The 17955-nt window shown below is 71.5% G+C and carries 3 protein-coding genes; all 3 read left to right on the top strand.

Annotated elements, in window-relative coordinates; translation table 11 throughout:
• The first annotated feature begins 22 nt into the window (after positions 1-22).
• Genes L3Q65_RS27865 through L3Q65_RS27855 form a run of 3 tightly spaced genes read left to right on the top strand, consistent with a single transcriptional unit; the run spans position 23 to position 17937 of the window.
• Positions 23-10525, top strand: a complete 10503-nt coding sequence (locus L3Q65_RS27865) for a type I polyketide synthase (RefSeq protein WP_237597067.1) — start codon at positions 23-25, stop codon at positions 10523-10525.
• A 38-nt stretch (positions 10526-10563) separates the two neighbouring features.
• Entirely contained in the window at positions 10564-11694 is a 1131-nt protein-coding gene (locus tag L3Q65_RS27860; protein ID WP_182896920.1) for a glycosyltransferase, read from the top strand.
• 18 nt (positions 11695-11712) lie between these two features.
• Positions 11713-17937, top strand: coding sequence for a type I polyketide synthase (locus L3Q65_RS27855; RefSeq protein WP_370648126.1), 6225 nt, complete (start codon positions 11713-11715; stop codon positions 17935-17937).
• The last annotated feature ends 18 nt before the right edge of the window (positions 17938-17955 follow it).

Below are 17955 nucleotides of genomic sequence, written 5' to 3'. Positions count from 1 at the left end.
CCAGCGAGCGGGAGGTGTGCTGATGTCGAACGAGGAAAAGCTTCGGGAGTACCTCAAGTTCGTGACCGCCGAACTGCAGGACAAGAGCGAACGGCTGCGTGAGGTCGAGGAGAAGGCAAGGGAACCGATCGCCATCATCGGGATGTCCTGCCGGTTCCCCGGCGGCGTGAGCTCGCCGGACGACCTGTGGGACCTGGTTTCCACCGGCACGGACGCGATTTCCGGCTTTCCCGCCGACCGGGGCTGGAACCTTCCGGAGCTGTACGACCCCGATCCCGACCATCCGGGCACGAGCCACGTGCGCTCGGGCGGGTTCATCGCCGGGGCGACCGAATTCGACCCGGTCTTCTTCGGCATTTCGCCGCGCGAAGCGCAGGCGATGGACCCGCAGCAGCGGCTGGTGCTGGAAACGGCCTGGGAGGCGTTCGAACAGGCCGGAATCGACCCGGAGTCGTTGCGCGGCAGCGCCACCGGAGTTTTCGCGGGCAGCAGCGGACAGGACTATCTGGGGTTGCTCGCGAACACCGCGGAAGGCGCGGAGGGACACGCTGGCACCGGGAACGTGTCGAGCGTGCTGTCGGGCCGGGTGTCGTATGTGTTCGGCTTCGAGGGCCCCGCGGTCACCGTCGACACGGCCTGCTCGTCGTCGTTGGTGGCCTTGCATCTCGCCGTGCAGTCCCTGCGGTCGGGGGAGTGCTCGCTGGCACTGGCGGGCGGCGTGATGGTGATGTCCACGCCGGGCATTTTCGTGGAGTTTTCCCGGCAGCGCGCGATTTCGCCGGACGGCCGGTGCAAATCGTTCGCCGAGACCGCGGACGGCGCGGGCTTCTCCGAAGGCGTCGGGCTCCTGCTGGTGGAGCGGCTGTCGGATGCCCAGCGCAATGGGCACCGGGTGCTCGCCGTGGTGCGTGGTTCCGCGGTGAACCAGGACGGTGCGTCGAATGGCCTGACGGCGCCGAACGGTCCCTCGCAGCAGCGGGTGATCCGGGCGGCTCTGGCCAACGCCGGGCTCGGATCGTCCGATGTGGACACAGTCGAGGCGCACGGCACCGGCACGACGCTGGGCGATCCGATCGAGGCACAGGCGTTGCTCGCCACGTACGGTCAGGGCCGGGCCGAGGGGCGGCCGCTGTGGCTGGGCTCGATCAAATCGAACATCGGGCACAGCCAGGCCGCTGCGGGCGTCGCCGGCGTGATCAAGATGGTTCTCGCGATCCGGCACGGGGTGTTGCCGAAGAGCCTGCACATTGACGAGCCGTCGTCGCATGTGGACTGGTCGGCGGGCGCGGTGGAGCTGCTCGCTGAGTCCAGGGAGTGGCCGGAGTCGGGCCGGCCGCGCCGGGCCGGGGTTTCGTCGTTCGGGATCAGCGGAACCAACGCTCACGTGATTGTCGAGCAGGCTCCGGAAGAGCCCGCCGAGGCTCCCGTCCGCGAGCTGGACGTGGTGCCATGGGTGCTGTCGGGCAAGAGCGAAGCGGCGGTGCGGGACCAGGCCCGTCGGCTGGCGGCTCGGCTGCCGGACGGGGCGAGCCTGACCGAGGTGGCGTTTTCGCTGGCAACCACCCGTGCCGCGCTGGATTGCCGAGCCGCGGTGACCGGACGTGACCGGTCCGAGTTGCTGCGCGGTCTCCACGCGGTGGCCGACGGTGCTTCCCCGGTAGCGGCCTCCGGCGGCCCGGGCGGGGTGGTCTTTGTTTTCCCTGGACAGGGTTCGCAGTGGGCGGGGATGGCGCTGAGCCTGCTGGAGTCGAGTCCGGTGTTCGCGGCGCGCCTCGCGGAGTGTGCGGCGGCGTTGGAGTCCTTTGTGGACTGGTCGCTGCCGGACGTCCTCGGGGACGCGTCTGCTCTGGAGCGGCTCGACGTGGTGCAGCCGGTGTTGTGGGCTGTCATGGTGTCGCTGGCCGAGGTCTGGAAATCCCGCGGCGTAAAGCCTGCGGCCGTGGTGGGGCACAGCCAGGGCGAGATCGCCGCGGCGGTGGTCGCCGGTGGGTTGTCGCTTCAGGACGGTGCCCGGGTAGTTGCGTTGCGCAGCAAGGCGTTGACGGTCTTGTCCGGCAAGGGCGGGATGGTCTCCGTCGCCGAACCGGTGGAGAAGGTGCGCGAGCGGCTTGGCCCAAGGATCTCCGTCGCGGCCGTGAACGGTCCGGGCTCGGTCGTGGTCTCCGGTGATCCCGATGCGCTGGACGAGCTGATCGCCGGGTGCGAGCGAGACGGCGTCCGGGCGCGGAAGGTTCCGGTGGACTACGCCTCGCATTCCGCGCACGTCGAGCAGATCGAGGCGGAGTTGCTCGAGGTGCTGGCCCCGGTGTCGCCGGTGTCCGAGCAGGTGCCGTTCTACTCGGCGGTGACCGGCGCAGTGCTCGACACCGCGGACATGGACGCGGAGTACTGGTACCGCAACCTCCGCAACACCGTCGAATTCGAAAAAGCCACCCGCACGATGCTGGCCGAGGGCTACCAGGTGTTCGTGGAGGTCAGCCCGCATCCGGTGCTCGTTCCCGGATTGCAGGAGACCCTCGACGACACCGCCGCGGCGGCGATCGGGACCCTGCGCCGCGACGAAGGCGGCCTGGACCGGTTCACGGCCTCCCTCGGCGAGGTCTTCGCCCACGGCGGCGCGGTCGATTGGGACGTCTTTTTCGCCGGAACCAATGCCCGCCCAACCGATCTGCCCACCTACGCCTTCCAGCGCCAGCGTTACTGGCTGGACCCGGTCGCACCGCGCGGAGACGTGCGGAGTCTCGGTCTCGTCGCCACCGGCCACCCGTTGCTGGCCGCGACGGTCGGACTGGCCGATTCCGACGGCTCCCTCTTCACCGGCAGGCTGTCCCTGGAGGCGCAGCCGTGGCTCGCCGACCACCTCGTGCTGGGTTCGGTGCTGTTCCCCGGCACCGGGTTCGTCGAACTCGCGCTGCACGCGGGCGAACAGGTCGGCTGCGACCTGCTGGAGGAACTGACGCTGGAAGCGCCGCTGGTGCTCCCGGCGTCCGGCGGTGTTCAGGTCCAGGTGGTGGCCGGCAGCCCGGACGACTCCGGCACCCGCCCGCTGGCCGTCTACACGCGGCCCGACGACACGCCGGACCAGCCGTGGACCCGGCACGCGAGCGGGATGCTCGGCACCCGGCGGCAGGCGCCGTCGTTCGACCTCGCCGCCTGGCCGCCGCCGGAAGCCGTGCCGGTGGAGATCGGGGACGCCTACGAGCGGCTGTCCGGGTTCGGGCTCGACTACGGCCCGGTCTTCCAGGGGCTGACCGGCGTTTGGCGGCGTGGCGCCGAGATCTTCGCCGAGGTCGCGTTGAACGACGACGCGGCGGCCGACGAGTTCGGCATCCATCCGGCGTTGCTCGACGCCGCCTTGCACGCGATCGCGATGGACGCCTCGGCCGGTCCGGGCGAAAGCAGGCTGCCGTTCAGCTGGACGGGCGTTTCGCTGTTCGCCTCGGGGGCCTCGACGCTGCGGGTGCGGCTCGCCCCTGCCGGTTCCGGCGGGGTCTCCGTGGAATTCGCCGATGCGGCGGGCGTTCCGGTCGGCGTGGTCGGCGAGCTGGTCACGCGTCCGGTATCGGCGGACCAGCTGCGGACCGCTGAGGGTTCGCTGCTGCGGCTGACCTGGACCGAAATCCCCGCCCCGGCAGCGGACACCACCTGCGCGATAGTCGGCCCGGCCGGTACGCAGTTCCCGCGCTACGACGACTTCGCGGCGTTGGCCCGCCAAGAGGAACTGCCGGACGTCGTGCTCGTCGAGTGCGCGGACGAGCGGGATGACGTCCGGGCGACCGTCGGCGCCGCGCTGGCCGCGATCCAGTCGTGGCTGTCCGAGGAACGGCTCGCGGACACTCGGCTCGCACTGGTGACCCGGGGTGCGGTCGACGGCAGCGACCTGGCCGGTGCCGCGGTGTGGGGACTGGTGCGATCGGCGCAGTCCGAGCATCCCGGACGCCTCGTGCTGGTGGACGTCGACGGTCTGGCCTCGTACGACCAGCTGCCCGGCGCGCTCGCGCTGGACGAACCGCAGCTGGCGATCAGCGACGGCGCGGTGCGCGTGCCCCGGCTGGAACGAGAACCGTCCACTGTGGAGTACCCGGCGACCGGTGGCACGGTCTTGCTCACCGGCGGCACGGGAACGCTGGGCGGGATCGTCGCGCGGCATCTGGTGACCGAGCACGGCGTCCGGAAGCTGGTGCTGCTCAGCCGTCGAGGAATGGACGCGCCGGGAGCCCCGGAACTGGTCGAGCAGCTGCGCGAATTGGGGGCTGAAGTCGCCGTCGTGGCGTGCGACGCGGCCGACCGGGAGGCGCTGGCAGCTGTCCTCGCCGAGCATCCGCTGACCGGTGTCGTGCATACCGCGGGCGTACTCGACGACGGAGTGGTCGCGTCGCTGACGCCAGAACGACTCGAGACTGTGCTGCGCCCGAAGGCGGACGCGGCCCGGAACCTGGACGAGCTGACTCGCGATCACGACCTGAGCATGTTCGTGCTGTTCTCCTCGGCCGCCGGTCTCCTCGGCAGCGCGGGGCAGGGCAACTACGCCGCGGCCAACGCTTTCCTCGACGCACTCGCCCAGCGCCGCCGCGCGGAGGGCCTCCCTGCCGTCTCGCTGGCCTGGGGGCTGTGGGAGCAGTCCAGCGAACTCACCGGCAGCCTGGACAAATCCGACGTCGGCCGGATGAACCGCTCCGGGATGACAGCGCTGTCGGCCGAAGCCGGTCTGGCCTTGTTCGACGCGGCGATCGGCTCCGAGGCGGCCGTGCTGGCCCCGGTCCGGCTGGACCTGGCTGCCCTGCGGACGGCCGCTGCGGTTCCGCCGCTGTTTCGCGGGCTGGTCCGGACGCCCGCCCGGCGCGCGGGCCGGGCAGGTTCCGCGGACGGACTGCGCCAGCGGCTGGCCGGCGTGGGCGAGGCCGAGCGGGAACGGGTGCTGCTCGAAGTGGTTCGCACGCACGTGGCGGGGGTGCTTGGCTTCAGCGCGCCCGGCGCCATCGGGGCCTCGCGGGCGTTCACCGATCTCGGCTTCGACTCGCTGACCGCGCTGGAACTGCGCAACCGGCTCAACGCCGCCACCGGGCTCCGGCTGCCTGCCACGCTGGTGTTCGACCATCCGACGCCCGCCGCTTTGGCCCGGCAGTTGCAGACCCAGCTCGTCGGATCCGAAGCTCCCGCCACCGTCGCGCCGGTGGCGAAGCCCGCCGACGAACCCATCGCGATTGTGGGCATGGCGTGCCGTTTCCCCGGCGGCGTGGCCTCGCCTGAGGACCTGTGGCAGCTGGTCGCAGGCGGAACCGACGCGATCTCCGCACTCCCGGACGACCGGAACTGGGACCTGGACGGGCTGTACGACTTCGCGGCCGCGCCCGGGCACGAGGGCGTCAGCCGGGCCCGAGAGGGCGGTTTCCTTTACGACGCGGCCGATTTCGACGCCGACTTCTTCGCCATCTCCCCGCGCGAGGCGCTGGCGATGGATCCGCAGCAGCGGCTGCTCCTGGAAACCGCCTGGGAAGCCTTGGAGCGCGCGGGAATCGATCCGCACGCCTTGCGCGGCAGCGCGACCGGGGTGTTCGCGGGCGTGATGTACCACGACTACGGCATGCGTTCCAGTTCGGTTCCGGACGGAGTCGAGGCGTACCTCGGGAACGGCAACGCCGGGAGCGTCGCCTCGGGTCGGGTGTCGTACGTGTTCGGCTTCGAGGGCCCGGCGGTCACCGTGGACACAGCGTGTTCGTCCTCGCTCGTCGCGTTGCATCTCGCCGCGCAATCGCTGCGGTCGGGCGAATGCTCGCTGGCGCTGGCAGGCGGCGTGACCGTGCTGTCCAATCCCGGCATCTTCACCGAGTTCTCCCGGCAGCGCGGACTGGCCGGGGACGGGCGGTGCAAGCCGTTCTCGGCGGCCGCCGACGGCACCGGCTGGGGCGAGGGCGTCGGGCTGGTCCTGGTGGAACGGCTGTCGGACGCCCAGCGGAACGGGCATCAGGTGCTCGCGCTGCTGCGGGGTTCCGCGGTGAACCAGGACGGGGCGTCCAACGGGCTGACCGCGCCGAACGGGCCTTCGCAGCAACGCGTCATCCGACAGGCGCTGGCCAGCTCCGGGCTGGCGGCCGGCGAGGTCGACGCGGTGGAGGCGCACGGCACCGGGACCTCGCTCGGCGACCCGATCGAAGCGCAGGCCCTGCTGGCCGCGTACGGGCAGGACCGGCCCGCTGACCGTCCGTTGTGGATCGGCTCGGTCAAGTCCAACATCGGGCACACCCAGGCCGCCGCCGGGGTCGCGGGCGTGATCAAGATGGTGCAGGCCATGCGCTACGGCCAGCTGCCGAAGAGCTTGCACCTCGACGAACCGTCTCCGCACGTCGACTGGTCCGCCGGAGCGGTCGAGGTGCTGTCCGAAGCGCAGCCGTGGCCGGAAACCACGCATCCGCGCCGAGCCGGGGTGTCCTCGTTCGGCGCCAGCGGCACGAACGCCCACGTGATTCTCGAACAGGCTCCCGAAGCGGCCGACGCGACCGAACCGGCTGGCGAGCAGCCTGCGTCGCTGCCGTGGGTGCTGTCGGCGAAGAACGAGAAAGCCTTGCGGCAGCAGGCCTGGACACTGGGCGAATGGGTGCGGGCCGACGAACACCGGACGGCGGCGGACGTGGCGTATTCCCTTGCCACCACGAGGGCCTCGCTGGAATGCCGGGCGGCCGTGGTGGCTGGAAGCCGGGACGAACTGTTGCGCGGACTGGCCGCGGTGGCCGAGGGCGAGCAGCTCGCGGGCGTGGTGGTGAACACCGCCGCGGAATCCGGCGACGTGGTGTTCGTGTTCCCTGGCCAGGGTTCGCAGTGGGCGGGGATGGCGCTGGGCCTGCTGGAGTCGAGTCCGGTGTTCGCGGAGCGTCTCGCGGAGTGTGCGGCGGCGTTGGCGTCCTTTGTGGACTGGTCACTGCTGGACGTGCTTCGCGGTGTCGCGGGCGCACCCCCACTGGACCGGGTCGACGTAGTTCAGCCCGCGTTGTGGGCGGTGATGGTGTCGCTGGCCGAGGTCTGGCGGGCACACGGCGTTCAGCCGGCCGCCGTGGTCGGTCACTCGCAGGGCGAGATCGCCGCGGCGTGTGTCGCCGGGGCGTTGTCTCTGGAGGACGGTGCCCGGGTTTCCGCACTGCGCAGCCGCGCGCTGCTCGCGCTGGCAGGCCACGGCGAGATGGTGTCCGTGGTCGCGTCCGCGGACTGGGTGCGCGAACGAAGCGAGCCGTTCGGCGACCGGATCTCGCTGGCCGCGGTGAACGGTCCGGGCACGGTCGTGGTTTCCGGGGAACCGGCGGCGTTGGCCGAGCTGATCACGGTGTGCGAAGCCGAGGGCGTACGCGCTCGCCGGGTACCGGTCGACTACGCCTCTCATTCGCCGCACGTCGAGCAGATCGAGGACGAACTCCGGAAGGTCCTGGCTCCGATCAGCCCGCGACCGGCGGAGATCCCGTTCTGCTCGACGCTGACCGGCGAACCGGTCGACACCACCGCTCTCGACGCTGACTACTGGTACCGGAACCTGCGCCATACGGTGCGTTTCGAGGACGCGACCCGACGGCTGCTGGCCGACGGCCACCGCGTGTTCGTCGAGATCAGCGCGCATCCGGTGTTGCTGACCGGACTGCAGGAAACCATCGAGGACACCGGCGAAGCCGCGGCGGCGATCGGAACGCTGCGCCGCGACGACGGCGGATTCGGCCGATTCCTGCTCTCGCTGGCCGAGGCGCACACTCACGGTGCCGCGGTGGACTGGACGTCCTTCTTCGCCGGCACCGGAGCCCGCCGGACGGAGCTGCCGACCTACGCCTTCCAGCGGCAGCGGTACTGGCTGGACGCGGTCGCCCCGGCGGGCGACGCCCGCGGCCTCGGCCTGACCTCGGCCGAACATCCGCTGCTGGGCGCGGCGGTCGGGCTGCCGGAGTCGGACGGGGTGCTGTTCACCGGCAGGCTTTCGCTCGAAACGCAGCCGTGGCTGGCCGACCACTCCGCACTGGGTTCGGTCCTGTTCCCGGGCGTCGGACTGGTGGAGTTCGCGCTGGAAGCAGGCCGCCAGGCCGGCTGCGACGTCCTGGCCGAACTCGTCCTGGAGACTCCGCTGCTGCTGGCCGAACGCGGCGGGGTGCAGGTCCAGGTCGCGGTGGGCGGCGCGGACGATTCCGGGCACCGGACGGTGAACATCTACTCGCGGCCGGAGTCCGAAGACCTGTCCGGTGCCTGGGTGCGGCGCGCGACCGGCGTGTTGTCCGCCGCGGCCGAATCGCCGTCCGCCGAACTGGGTTCGTGGCCGCCGGTCGGCGCCGAGGCGATCCCGGTCGGCGAGGTCTACGACCGGATGGCGGCGCTGGGTCTGCACTACGGGCCTGCGTTCCAAGGGCTTTCCGCGGTCTGGCGGCACGGCGACGAGATCTGGGCCGAGGCGCGATTGCCCGAGGGCGTGGACGCGGGATCGTTCGCGGTGCATCCGGCGTTGCTGGACGCGGCGCTGCACGGGGTCGTGGCCGGCGATTTCGTGCCCGGCGACGACACGGCGGGTCAGCCCCGGCTGCCGTTCTCCTGGTCCGGGGTTTCGTTGCACGCCACCGGGGTTTCCGCCCTGCGCGCCCGGTTGTCGCCGACTGAGTCGGGCGGCGTGGCGGTGTCCCTGGCCGACTCCGACGGGAAGCTGGTCGCGGTGGTCGAGTCGCTGGTGACCCGGCCCGTCCCGGCCGGGCAGTTCGCCGCTGAGCGGCCCGCAGGCGACTCGCTGTTCCGGCTCGCCTGGATCCAGCAGCCGGTCGCCGGCGCCAAGCCTGCCCGATGGGCGGTGCTCGGCGAACCGTCCGCGCTGGCTGACCTCGACGTCGACCGCTATTCCGATCTGACTGAGCTGGCGAAGGACGACCCGCCCGAGCTGGTGTTCGCGGAGTGCGCGTCCGGCCGGACGGCGCGGGAGGCAGCGAATTCCGCGCTGACCGTTGTCCAGTCCTGGCTCGCGGAGGAACGGTTCGCGGATTCCCGGCTGGTCCTGCTCACCCGGGGAGCGGTCGACGGCGAGGACCTGGCCGCCGCCGCGGTCTGGGGCCTGGTGCGGTCCGCACAGTCGGAGCACCCGGGCCGGTTCGTGCTGGTGGACCTCGACGGCGCCCTGGCGTCCCGCGAACGGCTGCCGGGCGCGCTGGCGCTGGACGAGCCGCAGCTCGCGATCCGCGACGGCGTGGTCCGGGCGCCGAGGCTCGAGAAGCGCGAACCGGCTGCCGGGCAGCCCCCGGTCCTGGCCGGCACGGTCCTGATCACCGGCGGCACGGGCCTGCTCGGCGGATTCGTCGCGCGGCATCTGGCCTCCGTGCACAATGTGCGCCATCTCGTGCTGCTCAGCCGTCGCGGACTCGCCGCGCCGGGAGCGACCGAGCTGGTCGCCGAACTGACCGAACTGGGTGCCGAGGCGACCGTCGTCGCGTGCGACGCGGCCGACCGGGACGCCCTCGCGGCGGTGCTCGACCAGATCCCGGCAGAGCACCCGCTGACCGCGGTGGTGCACACCGCGGGCGTGCTCGACGACGGCGTGGTCGAATCCCTGTCGCCGCAGCGACTCGACGCCGTGTTCCGCCCCAAGGCCGACGCGGCGCTGAACCTGCACGACCTCACCCGGGATCTCGACCTCGACGCGTTCGTCCTGTTCTCGTCGGCAGCCGGGCTCCTCGGCGGTCCCGGCCAAGCCAACTACGCGGCGGCGAACGCCTTCGTCGACGCACTCGCCCGGCAACGGCGCTCACGGGGACTTCCCGCGGTGGCCTTGGAATGGGGACTGTGGACGGACACGAGCGAATTGACGGCGGGCATCGACAAGGCCGACCGGAGCCGGATGACGCGCGCCGGGGTCGTCGGCCTGTCCGCGGCGGAGGGCCTGGCGTTGTTCGACGCGGCACTCGCCGGGGACGACGCGGTGCTGGCCCCGATGCGCCTGGACCTGGGCTCGGTGAGCGAGGTGCCGGTGCTGTTCCGCGGCCTCGTGCGCACGCGCGGCCGGGACACGGCGAAGGCGGGCGATTCGGTCGACGCATTGCGCAAGCGCCTGGCCGAGGCCGCGGAGGCGGATCGGGAGCGGGTGCTTCTCGAACTCGTGCGCAAGCACGTGGCCGGGGTGCTCGGCTTCGCCGCGCCGGACGCCGTCGGGCCCGCGCGGGCGTTCACCGAACTCGGATTCGACTCGCTGACCGCACTCGAACTGCGCAATCGGTTGAACATCGCCACCGGACTGCGCTTTTCCGCGACGCTCGTCTTCGACTACCCGACCCCGGCCGCGCTGGCCAAGCACCTGCGCGCCGAATTCGAGGACGCGGCGGCGGGCCAGGCCGCCGGACTGGCCGAACTGGCCCGGCTGGAGGAGGCGCTGGCCGGGACCAGCCCGGACCCGGCCGTGGTGAAACGGCTGGAAGCGCTGCTGGCGAAGGGGAAACGGACAGTGCCCGCCGTCGAGAAGGAGCTCGACCAGGCGAGCGACGAGGAGATCTTCGGCCTCATCGACGAGGAACTCGGACTGTCCTGAATGGACGAAGCGGCGTATCCGCAAGGGAGGACTTCATCATGCGCGTTCTGTTCGTGACGTCGCCCGGCGTGGGACACACGTTCCCCACCGTGCCGACCGCGTGGGCGTTCCAGCTGGCCGGGCACGAGGTCCTGCTGGCGACCGGGCACTACCAGGGGTACGACGAGACCCCGGCCAAAGCAGGCCTGCGCGTCGTCGACGCCGCGCCCGACCTCGACTTCACCGGGGTGTTCGGCAAGGTGCTGCGCGATTCCGCCGACCTGGTGCCCAACCTCCAGGACCCCTCGGTGGCCGCGGAGTTCTCCATCCGGCTGTTCGCCGAATGCAGCAAAGCACTGGTGCACGGCACCATGAAACTGGCGCAGAAGTGGCGGCCGGACCTGGTCGTGCACACCCCGATGGACGGCGCGGGCCCGCTGGTGGCCGCGAAGCTCGGCATCCCGTCGGTGCTGCACGGGATCAACTTCGGCATGCCGATCGACATGAGCCGGTCGGTGTACGAGCGGATGGGCCAGGAATTCGAGCGCTTCGGCGTGCCCCCCGGTTCCCCGTCGGCCTCGATCGACGTGGCGCCGCCGAGCATGCGCTCCAGCTACTCGCACGGCTGGCCGATGCGGTTCCTGCCGTACAACGGCGGCGCGCTGATGCCGGAATGGCTGTACACGCCGCCGAAGAAACCGCGGGTCACGGTCACCCTCGGCTCGGTCATCCCGCAGATGCTCGGCAGCGGCGCGCTGCGCCAGTTCGTCGAGGGCGCGGGGGAGATCGACGCCGAGTTCGTCCTCACGATCGGCAGCGTCAACCCGAGCGAACTGCGCGGGCTGCCCAAGAACATCCGGCTCGTCAAGTGGGTGCCGCTGAACGCGCTGCTGGCCACCTCGGACGCGGTGATCCACCACGGCGGCGCGGGCACCACGCTGACGGTGATCGACGCGGGACTGCCGCAGATCGTGCTGCCGCAGAGCGACGACCAGTTCCTCAACGCGGGCGCGGTGAACAAACGCGGCCTCGGCACAGTGGTGCGCCCCGGCGAACTCGACGCGGGGCAGGTGCGGGAACTGCTGGCCGACACCGCGATGCGCGCCGCCGCCGAGGAGGTCGCGGCCGAGGTGCGCGCCTTGCCCGCGGCCACCGAGGTGGTCCCGAAAATCGTCGCGCTGGCCGGATGATCCGGGCCACCGCACTCCTTGAGGCTTGAGCGCCCCGCGCTCGACCACGACTTCGACGGGAAGATGGGCATGGCGGACGAGGGCAAGCTCCGGGAGTACCTGAAGCTGGTGACGACCGAGCTGCGGCAGACGCGCAAGCGGCTTCAGGAGGCCGAGGAACCGGAACCCGTCGCGATCGTCTCGATGGGCTGCCGCTTTCCGGGCGGGGTCGCGTCCCCGGAGGACTTCTGGGAGCTGGTCGGCAACGGCGCCGACGCGATTTCCGGGTATCCGGACGACCGCGGCTGGAGCGTCGAGCGGCCCGAATCGGGTCCCGAGTACGCCGACGCCGGCGGCTTTCTCTACGACGGGCTCGAGTTCGACGCCGGGTTCTTCGGGATCAGCCCGCGCGAGGCGCTCGCGATGGATCCGCAGCAGCGGCTGTTGCTGGAGTCGTCGTGGGAGGCCATCGAACGCGCCGGGATCGACCCGCGGTCGTTGCGGGGCAGCGCGACCGGGGTGTTCGCGGGCGTGATGTACCACGAGTACGGCTCCCGATCGACCGCCGTTCCCGAAGGCGTCGAGGTCTATCTGGGCAACGGCAGCGCGGGGAGCGTCGTCTCGGGCCGGGTGTCGTACGTGTTCGGGTTCGAGGGTCCCGCCGTGACGGTGGACACGGCTTGTTCCTCGTCATTGGTGGCGTTGCATCTCGCGGTGCAGTCTTTGCGGTCCGGGGAAAGCTCGCTCGCGCTGGCCGGCGGGGTGACGATGATGGCCACCCCGGCGATCTTCGTCGACTTTGCCCGGCAGGGCGGACTCGCCCCGAACGGCCGGTGCAAGCCGTTCGCCGAGGCGGCCGACGGTTCCGGTTTCTCCGAGGGACTGGGCGTGCTGCTGCTGGAGCGGTTGTCGGACGCGCAGCGAAATGGGCATCCGGTGCTGGCGGTGGTGCGGGGTTCCGCGGTGAATCAGGATGGTGCCTCGAATGGGCTGACGGCGCCGAATGGTCCGTCGCAGCAGCGGGTGATCCGGGCGGCGCTGGCGAATGCCGGGCTGGAACCGTCCGAGGTGGACGCGGTGGAGGCGCACGGCACCGGGACGACTTTGGGCGATCCGATCGAGGCGCAGGCTCTTCTGGCGACCTATGGGAAGGACCGCGAACAGCCGCTGTGGCTGGGCTCGGTCAAATCCAACATCGGGCACACCCAAGCGGCCGCGGGTGTGGCCGGGGTGATGAAGATGGTGCTGGCGATGCGGCACGGGATTTTGCCGAAGAGCCTGCACATTGATGCGCCTTCGTCGCATGTGGACTGGTCAGCGGGTGCGGTCGAGTTGCTGGCGGAGGCCCGGGAGTGGCCGGAGACGGACCGCCCGCGCCGGGCCGGAGTGTCGTCGTTCGGGATCAGCGGCACCAACGCGCACGTGATCGTGGAGCAAGCACCGGACGAGCCGATCGCGGCGGAGGAACCGAGCCGCGCGCTGGACGTACTGCCGTGGGTGTTCTCGGCGGAGAGCGCCGAAGCGCTGCGCGAACAGGCCCGGTCGCTGGGCGCGCGGGTGCGGGCCGCCGCCGGGCTGGCCGCGCTGGACGTGGCGTATTCGCTGGCGACCGCCCGGGCCGGGCTGACGCGCCGGATCGCGGTGGCGGGCCGCGATCGGGACGAATTGCTGCGCGGAGCGGACGCGGTGGCCGACGGCGAGTTGCCGCCGGCTTCGGCGGTGGGCTCCGGGGATGTGGTGTTCGTGTTCCCGGGTCAGGGTTCGCAGTGGGCGGGGATGGCTCTGGGGTTGCTGGAGTCGAGTCCGGTGTTCGCGGCGCGTCTCGCGGAGTGTGCGGCGGCGTTGGAGTCTTTTGTGGACTGGTCGTTGCTGGACGTGTTGCGGGACGAGTCTGCGTTGGGGCAGCTCGACGTGGTGCAGCCGGTGTTGTGGGCTGTGATGGTGTCGCTGGCTGAGGTGTGGCGGGCGAATGGTGTGCGTCCGGCTGCGGTCGTTGGCCACAGTCAGGGCGAGATCGCGGCTGCGGTCGTGGCTGGTGGGTTGTCGTTGCAGGACGGTGCCCGGGTGGTGGCTTTGCGGAGCAAGGCGTTGACGGTGCTGTCCGGCAAGGGCGGGATGGTTTCGGTTGCCGAGCCGGTGGAGAAATTGCGGGAACGGCTCGGTCTGCGAGTTTCTGTCGCGGCGGTGAACGGTCCGGGCTCGGTGGTCGTCTCGGGCGACCCGGACGCGTTGGACGAATTGATCGCGGCGTGTGAGCGGGACGGTGTCCGGGCGCGGAAGGTTCCGGTCGACTATGCCTCGCATTCGGCGCACGTGGAGCAGATCCGCGACGAACTGCGCGACGTGCTGGCCCCGGTGTCGCCGGTGTCCGGACAGGTGCCGTTCTACTCCGCGGTGACTGGGGAACTGCTCGACACCGCGACCCTGGACGCGGAGTACTGGTATCGCAACCTCCGCCAGACCGTGGAGTTCGAGCAGGCGACCCGGCGGTTGCTGGCCGACGGGCACCGGGTGTTCGTGGAGGTCAGCCCGCATCCCGTGCTGGTTCCCGGGCTGCAGGACACGATCGACGAATCGGACACGGCCGCGGCGGCGGTCGGCACGCTGCGCCGCGACGACGGCGGCTTGGACCGGTTCGTCGTGTCGCTGGGCGAGGTCTTCGCCCGGGGCGGTGCGGTCGACTGGGACGTCTTCTTCGCCGGAACCGGGGCCCGCAAGGTGGATTTGCCGACTTATCCGTTCCAGCGAGAGCGCTATTGGCTGGAGCCGGTCGCGGCGCGCGGCGACGTGCGGAGCTTGGGCCTGAGCGCGGCCGGGCATCCGTTGCTCGGCGCGGCGACCGGGTTGCCGGAACTGGACGGGACGCTGTTCACCGGGCACCTCTCGACGGAAACTCAGCCGTGGCTCGCCGACCACGCGGTGCTGGGCTCGGTGCTCTTCCCCGGCACCGGTTTCGTCGAACTCGCGCTCCAGGCCGCCGAGCAGGTCGGCTGCGACCTGCTGGAGGAACTGACCCTGGAAGCGCCGCTGGTGCTGCCGGAACAGGGCGGCGTCCACGTGCAGGTGCTGGTCGGCGGCGCTGGCGATTCGGGGAAGCGGCCGCTGAGCATCTACACGCGGCCCGACGGCACTCCCGAAGAAACGTGGACCCGGCACGCCACCGGAGTTCTCGCCCAGGGCGCGCCCGTTCCCGCTGCCGAACTCGCCGCCTGGCCGCCTGCCGGAGCCGAAGCGGTGCCGGTGACCGAGGTGTACGACCGGCTGAGCGGGCTCGGACTCGACTACGGTCCGGTGTTCCGAGGACTGGCCGGGGTCTGGCGGCGCGACGGCGACGTCTTCGCCGAAGTGCGGCTGCCCGCCGGAACCAGCGCCGCAGGATTCCGCGCACATCCGGCCTTGCTGGACGCGGCCCTGCACGGGATCGTCGTGGGCGATTTCGTGGACGACCCGGGCGAGGCCCCGCGGGCCCGGCTGCCGTTCGCGTGGACCAGGGTGTCGATGCCGTCGCCCGGTGCTTCGGTGCTGCGCGCGCGGCTGTCTCCCGCTGAGTCCGGCGGGGTGTCGATCGAACTCGCCGACGGAACCGGGATCCCGGTCGGTGCGGTCGGGGAGCTGGTGACGCGCTCGGTGTCGGCGGACCAGTTGCGGGCGGCGCGGCCGGTCGAGGACGACGCGTTGTTCCGGGTCGACTGGGTCGAGTCCGCGGTTTCCGAGCCGGAGACCGGTTTCCTCCGATGGGCCGTGGTGGGCGAGAGCGCGGGCCTGCTGCCCCCACTGTCCGAAGTGGACGATGTGGAGCTGATCCGCTGCCGCGACCTGACCGCGCTCGCCGAGGGCATGGACGTCCCGGAGCTGGCGCTCGTCGGCATCGCCCCGTCCGACCTGCTCAGCGGCGACCTGGTCGCGGCGACCCACGCCGCCGCCGCGGACGTGCTGAGCCTGGTGCAGAACTGGGTGGCGGACTCGCGGTTCGACGGGATGCGGCTGGTCGTGGTCACCAAGAACGCGGTCGCCGCGAAGGCGGGCGAGGGCGTCAGCGACCTGGCCGGCGCCGCGGTGTGGGGGCTGGTGCGGTCGGCGCAGTCGGAACATCCGGGACGGCTGGTGCTGGTGGATGTCGACGGCGAGGCGGCGTCCTTCGGTCAGTTGCCCGCCGCGTTGGAACTGGACGAACCGCAACTGGCGGTCCGGGACGGCGTCGTGCGCGTGCCGCGGCTGCGGCGGGCCCCGGCCGACCCGGACCGCGTCCTCGGGCAAGGCGGGGTGCCGGGTTTCGCCCCGGACGGCACGGTGCTGGTCACCGGCGGCACCGGGACGCTCGGCGGCGTGGTGGCCCGGCATCTCGTGTCCGCGCACGGCGTGCGGCAGCTGATGCTGCTCAGCCGTCGTGGCGCGGCGGCGTCCGGTGCGGCGGAGCTGGTCGCCGAACTGGGCGAGCTCGGCGCGGAAGTGACGGTCGCCGAATGCGACGCGGCTGACCGGGACGCGCTGGCGGGCGTGCTTTCCCGGATCCCGGCGGAGCATCCGCTGACCGGAGTGGTGCACGCGGCGGGTGTCCTCGACGACGGCGTGATCGAATCGCTGACGGCCGAGCGGATCGACGCGGTGTTCCGGCCGAAGGTCGACGCGGCGGTCAACCTGCACGAACTGACCCGGGACGAGGACCTGAGCGTGTTCGCCTTGTTCTCCTCCCTCGCCGGGGTGCTGGGCGGCCCCGGACAGGGAAACTACGCCGCCGCCAACGCTTTCCTGGACGCACTGGCCCAGCGCCGCCGGGCGCAGGGGCACCGGGCGGTCTCGCTGGCGTGGGGACTGTGGGAACAGGCCAGCGAACTCACCGCCGAGGTCGACGCGGGCCGGATCGCCGCACAGGGCATCCACTCGCTCACCGCCCGGGAGGCGCTGACGCTGTTCGACGCCGGACTGGCCGGGGACCGGGCACTGGTGGTGCCTGCCCGGATCGACACCGCGGCCCTGCGCGGGGCCGCCGACCGGGTTCCGGCACTGCTGCGCGGCCTGATCCGCACCCCGGCCCGACGCACGACGGAACCGGCCGCCGCCGACGACGCGGAAACCTTGCTGCCCCGGCTCGCCGGCCTGTCCCCGGACGGGCAGCACAGCTTGCTGCTGGAGGTGGTGCGCGCGCACACCGCCGCGGTGCTGGGACACCGCGGGACGGAGGCGGTCGAGCCGGAGCGGGCCTTCACCGAACTCGGGCTGGATTCGCTGACCGCGGTCGAACTGCGCAACCGGCTCAACTGGGCGACCGGGGTTTCCCTTCCGGCCAGCCTGATCTTCAACCATCCGACTCCCACCGCGTTGGCCCGGCATCTGCGGACGCAGGTGGGCGCTGTCGCGGGTGCGCCGGACGGGCCGGGAGACGGGCGCGGGGAGGATTCGTCGGACGCCATCGCCACCCTCTACCGGCGGGCCAACGAACTCGGCCGCTACGACGAGGGTTTCGCTCTGCTGCGGGCGGCCGCGGCGCTGCGCCCGGTGTTCCGCGCCGGGTCCCCGGAAGCCGAGGAGCCGAGGCTGGTCCGGCTGTCCAAAGAGGACTCCGAGGCGAGCGTGGTCTGCTTCGCCTCCCCGATGGCCGAGCAAAGCCCGTACCAGTACACCCGGTTCGCCGGCGCGCTCCGGAGGCTGCGTGACGTGTCCGTCCTGCTTTCGCCCGGTTTCGTCGCGGAGGAACTGCTGCCCGCCACTCTCGACGACGTGGTCGAGGCGCAGGCGGACGCGGTGCTGCGGGCCGCGTCGGACGCGCCCGTCGTGCTGGTCGGGCATTCCTCGGGCGGCTGGTTCGCCCAGGCCGTCGCGAGCAGGCTGGAAAGCATCGGGAACGGGCCCGCCGCGGTCGTGCTCGTGGACACGATCCTGCCCCGGCACGAGGTGGTCCGGTCGATCCGCTCGGTCTGGGCGGACAACCAGCTCGAGCGCGAACAGCAGGCCGGGCAGTACGATCACGTACAGCTGACCTCGATGGCCGCCTACACCGATCTCTTCCTGGAATGGCGGCCGGAAAAGATTTCCGCGCCCACGTTGTTCGTCCGCGCGCTGACCCCGCCGGTGCCCGGCGAAACCGAAGCGGAGACCGAGGCCTTGCGCACCTCGTGGGAACTCGAGCACACCGCGGCCGACGCGCCCGGCGACCACTGGTCGATGATGGACGAATTCGCCGGTGCGACCGCCCAAGTGGTCGAAGAATGGCTGTGTTCCGCAGTGCTGTCGAACAATGACGAGCATTCGCCCGACGCGGCGTAAGGTTTTGAAAAACGTTGA

The sequence above is a fragment of the Amycolatopsis sp. FU40 genome, from assembly GCF_021903635.1.
In the GTDB taxonomy this organism is placed as follows: Bacteria; Actinomycetota; Actinomycetes; order Mycobacteriales; family Pseudonocardiaceae; genus Amycolatopsis; species Amycolatopsis dendrobii.
The sequence above is the reverse complement of the archived record's forward strand: the minus strand, read 5'-3'. Positions and strand labels throughout refer to the sequence as shown.

Bases quoted from the DNA above. Each gene is read 5' to 3' on its own strand.
- L3Q65_RS27865 (WP_237597067.1), top strand. From the start codon at position 23: ATGTCGAACGAGGAAAAGCTTCGGGAGTACCTCAAGTTCGTGACCGCC.
- L3Q65_RS27860 (WP_182896920.1), top strand. From the start codon at position 10,564: ATGCGCGTTCTGTTCGTGACGTCGCCCGGCGTGGGACACACGTTCCCC.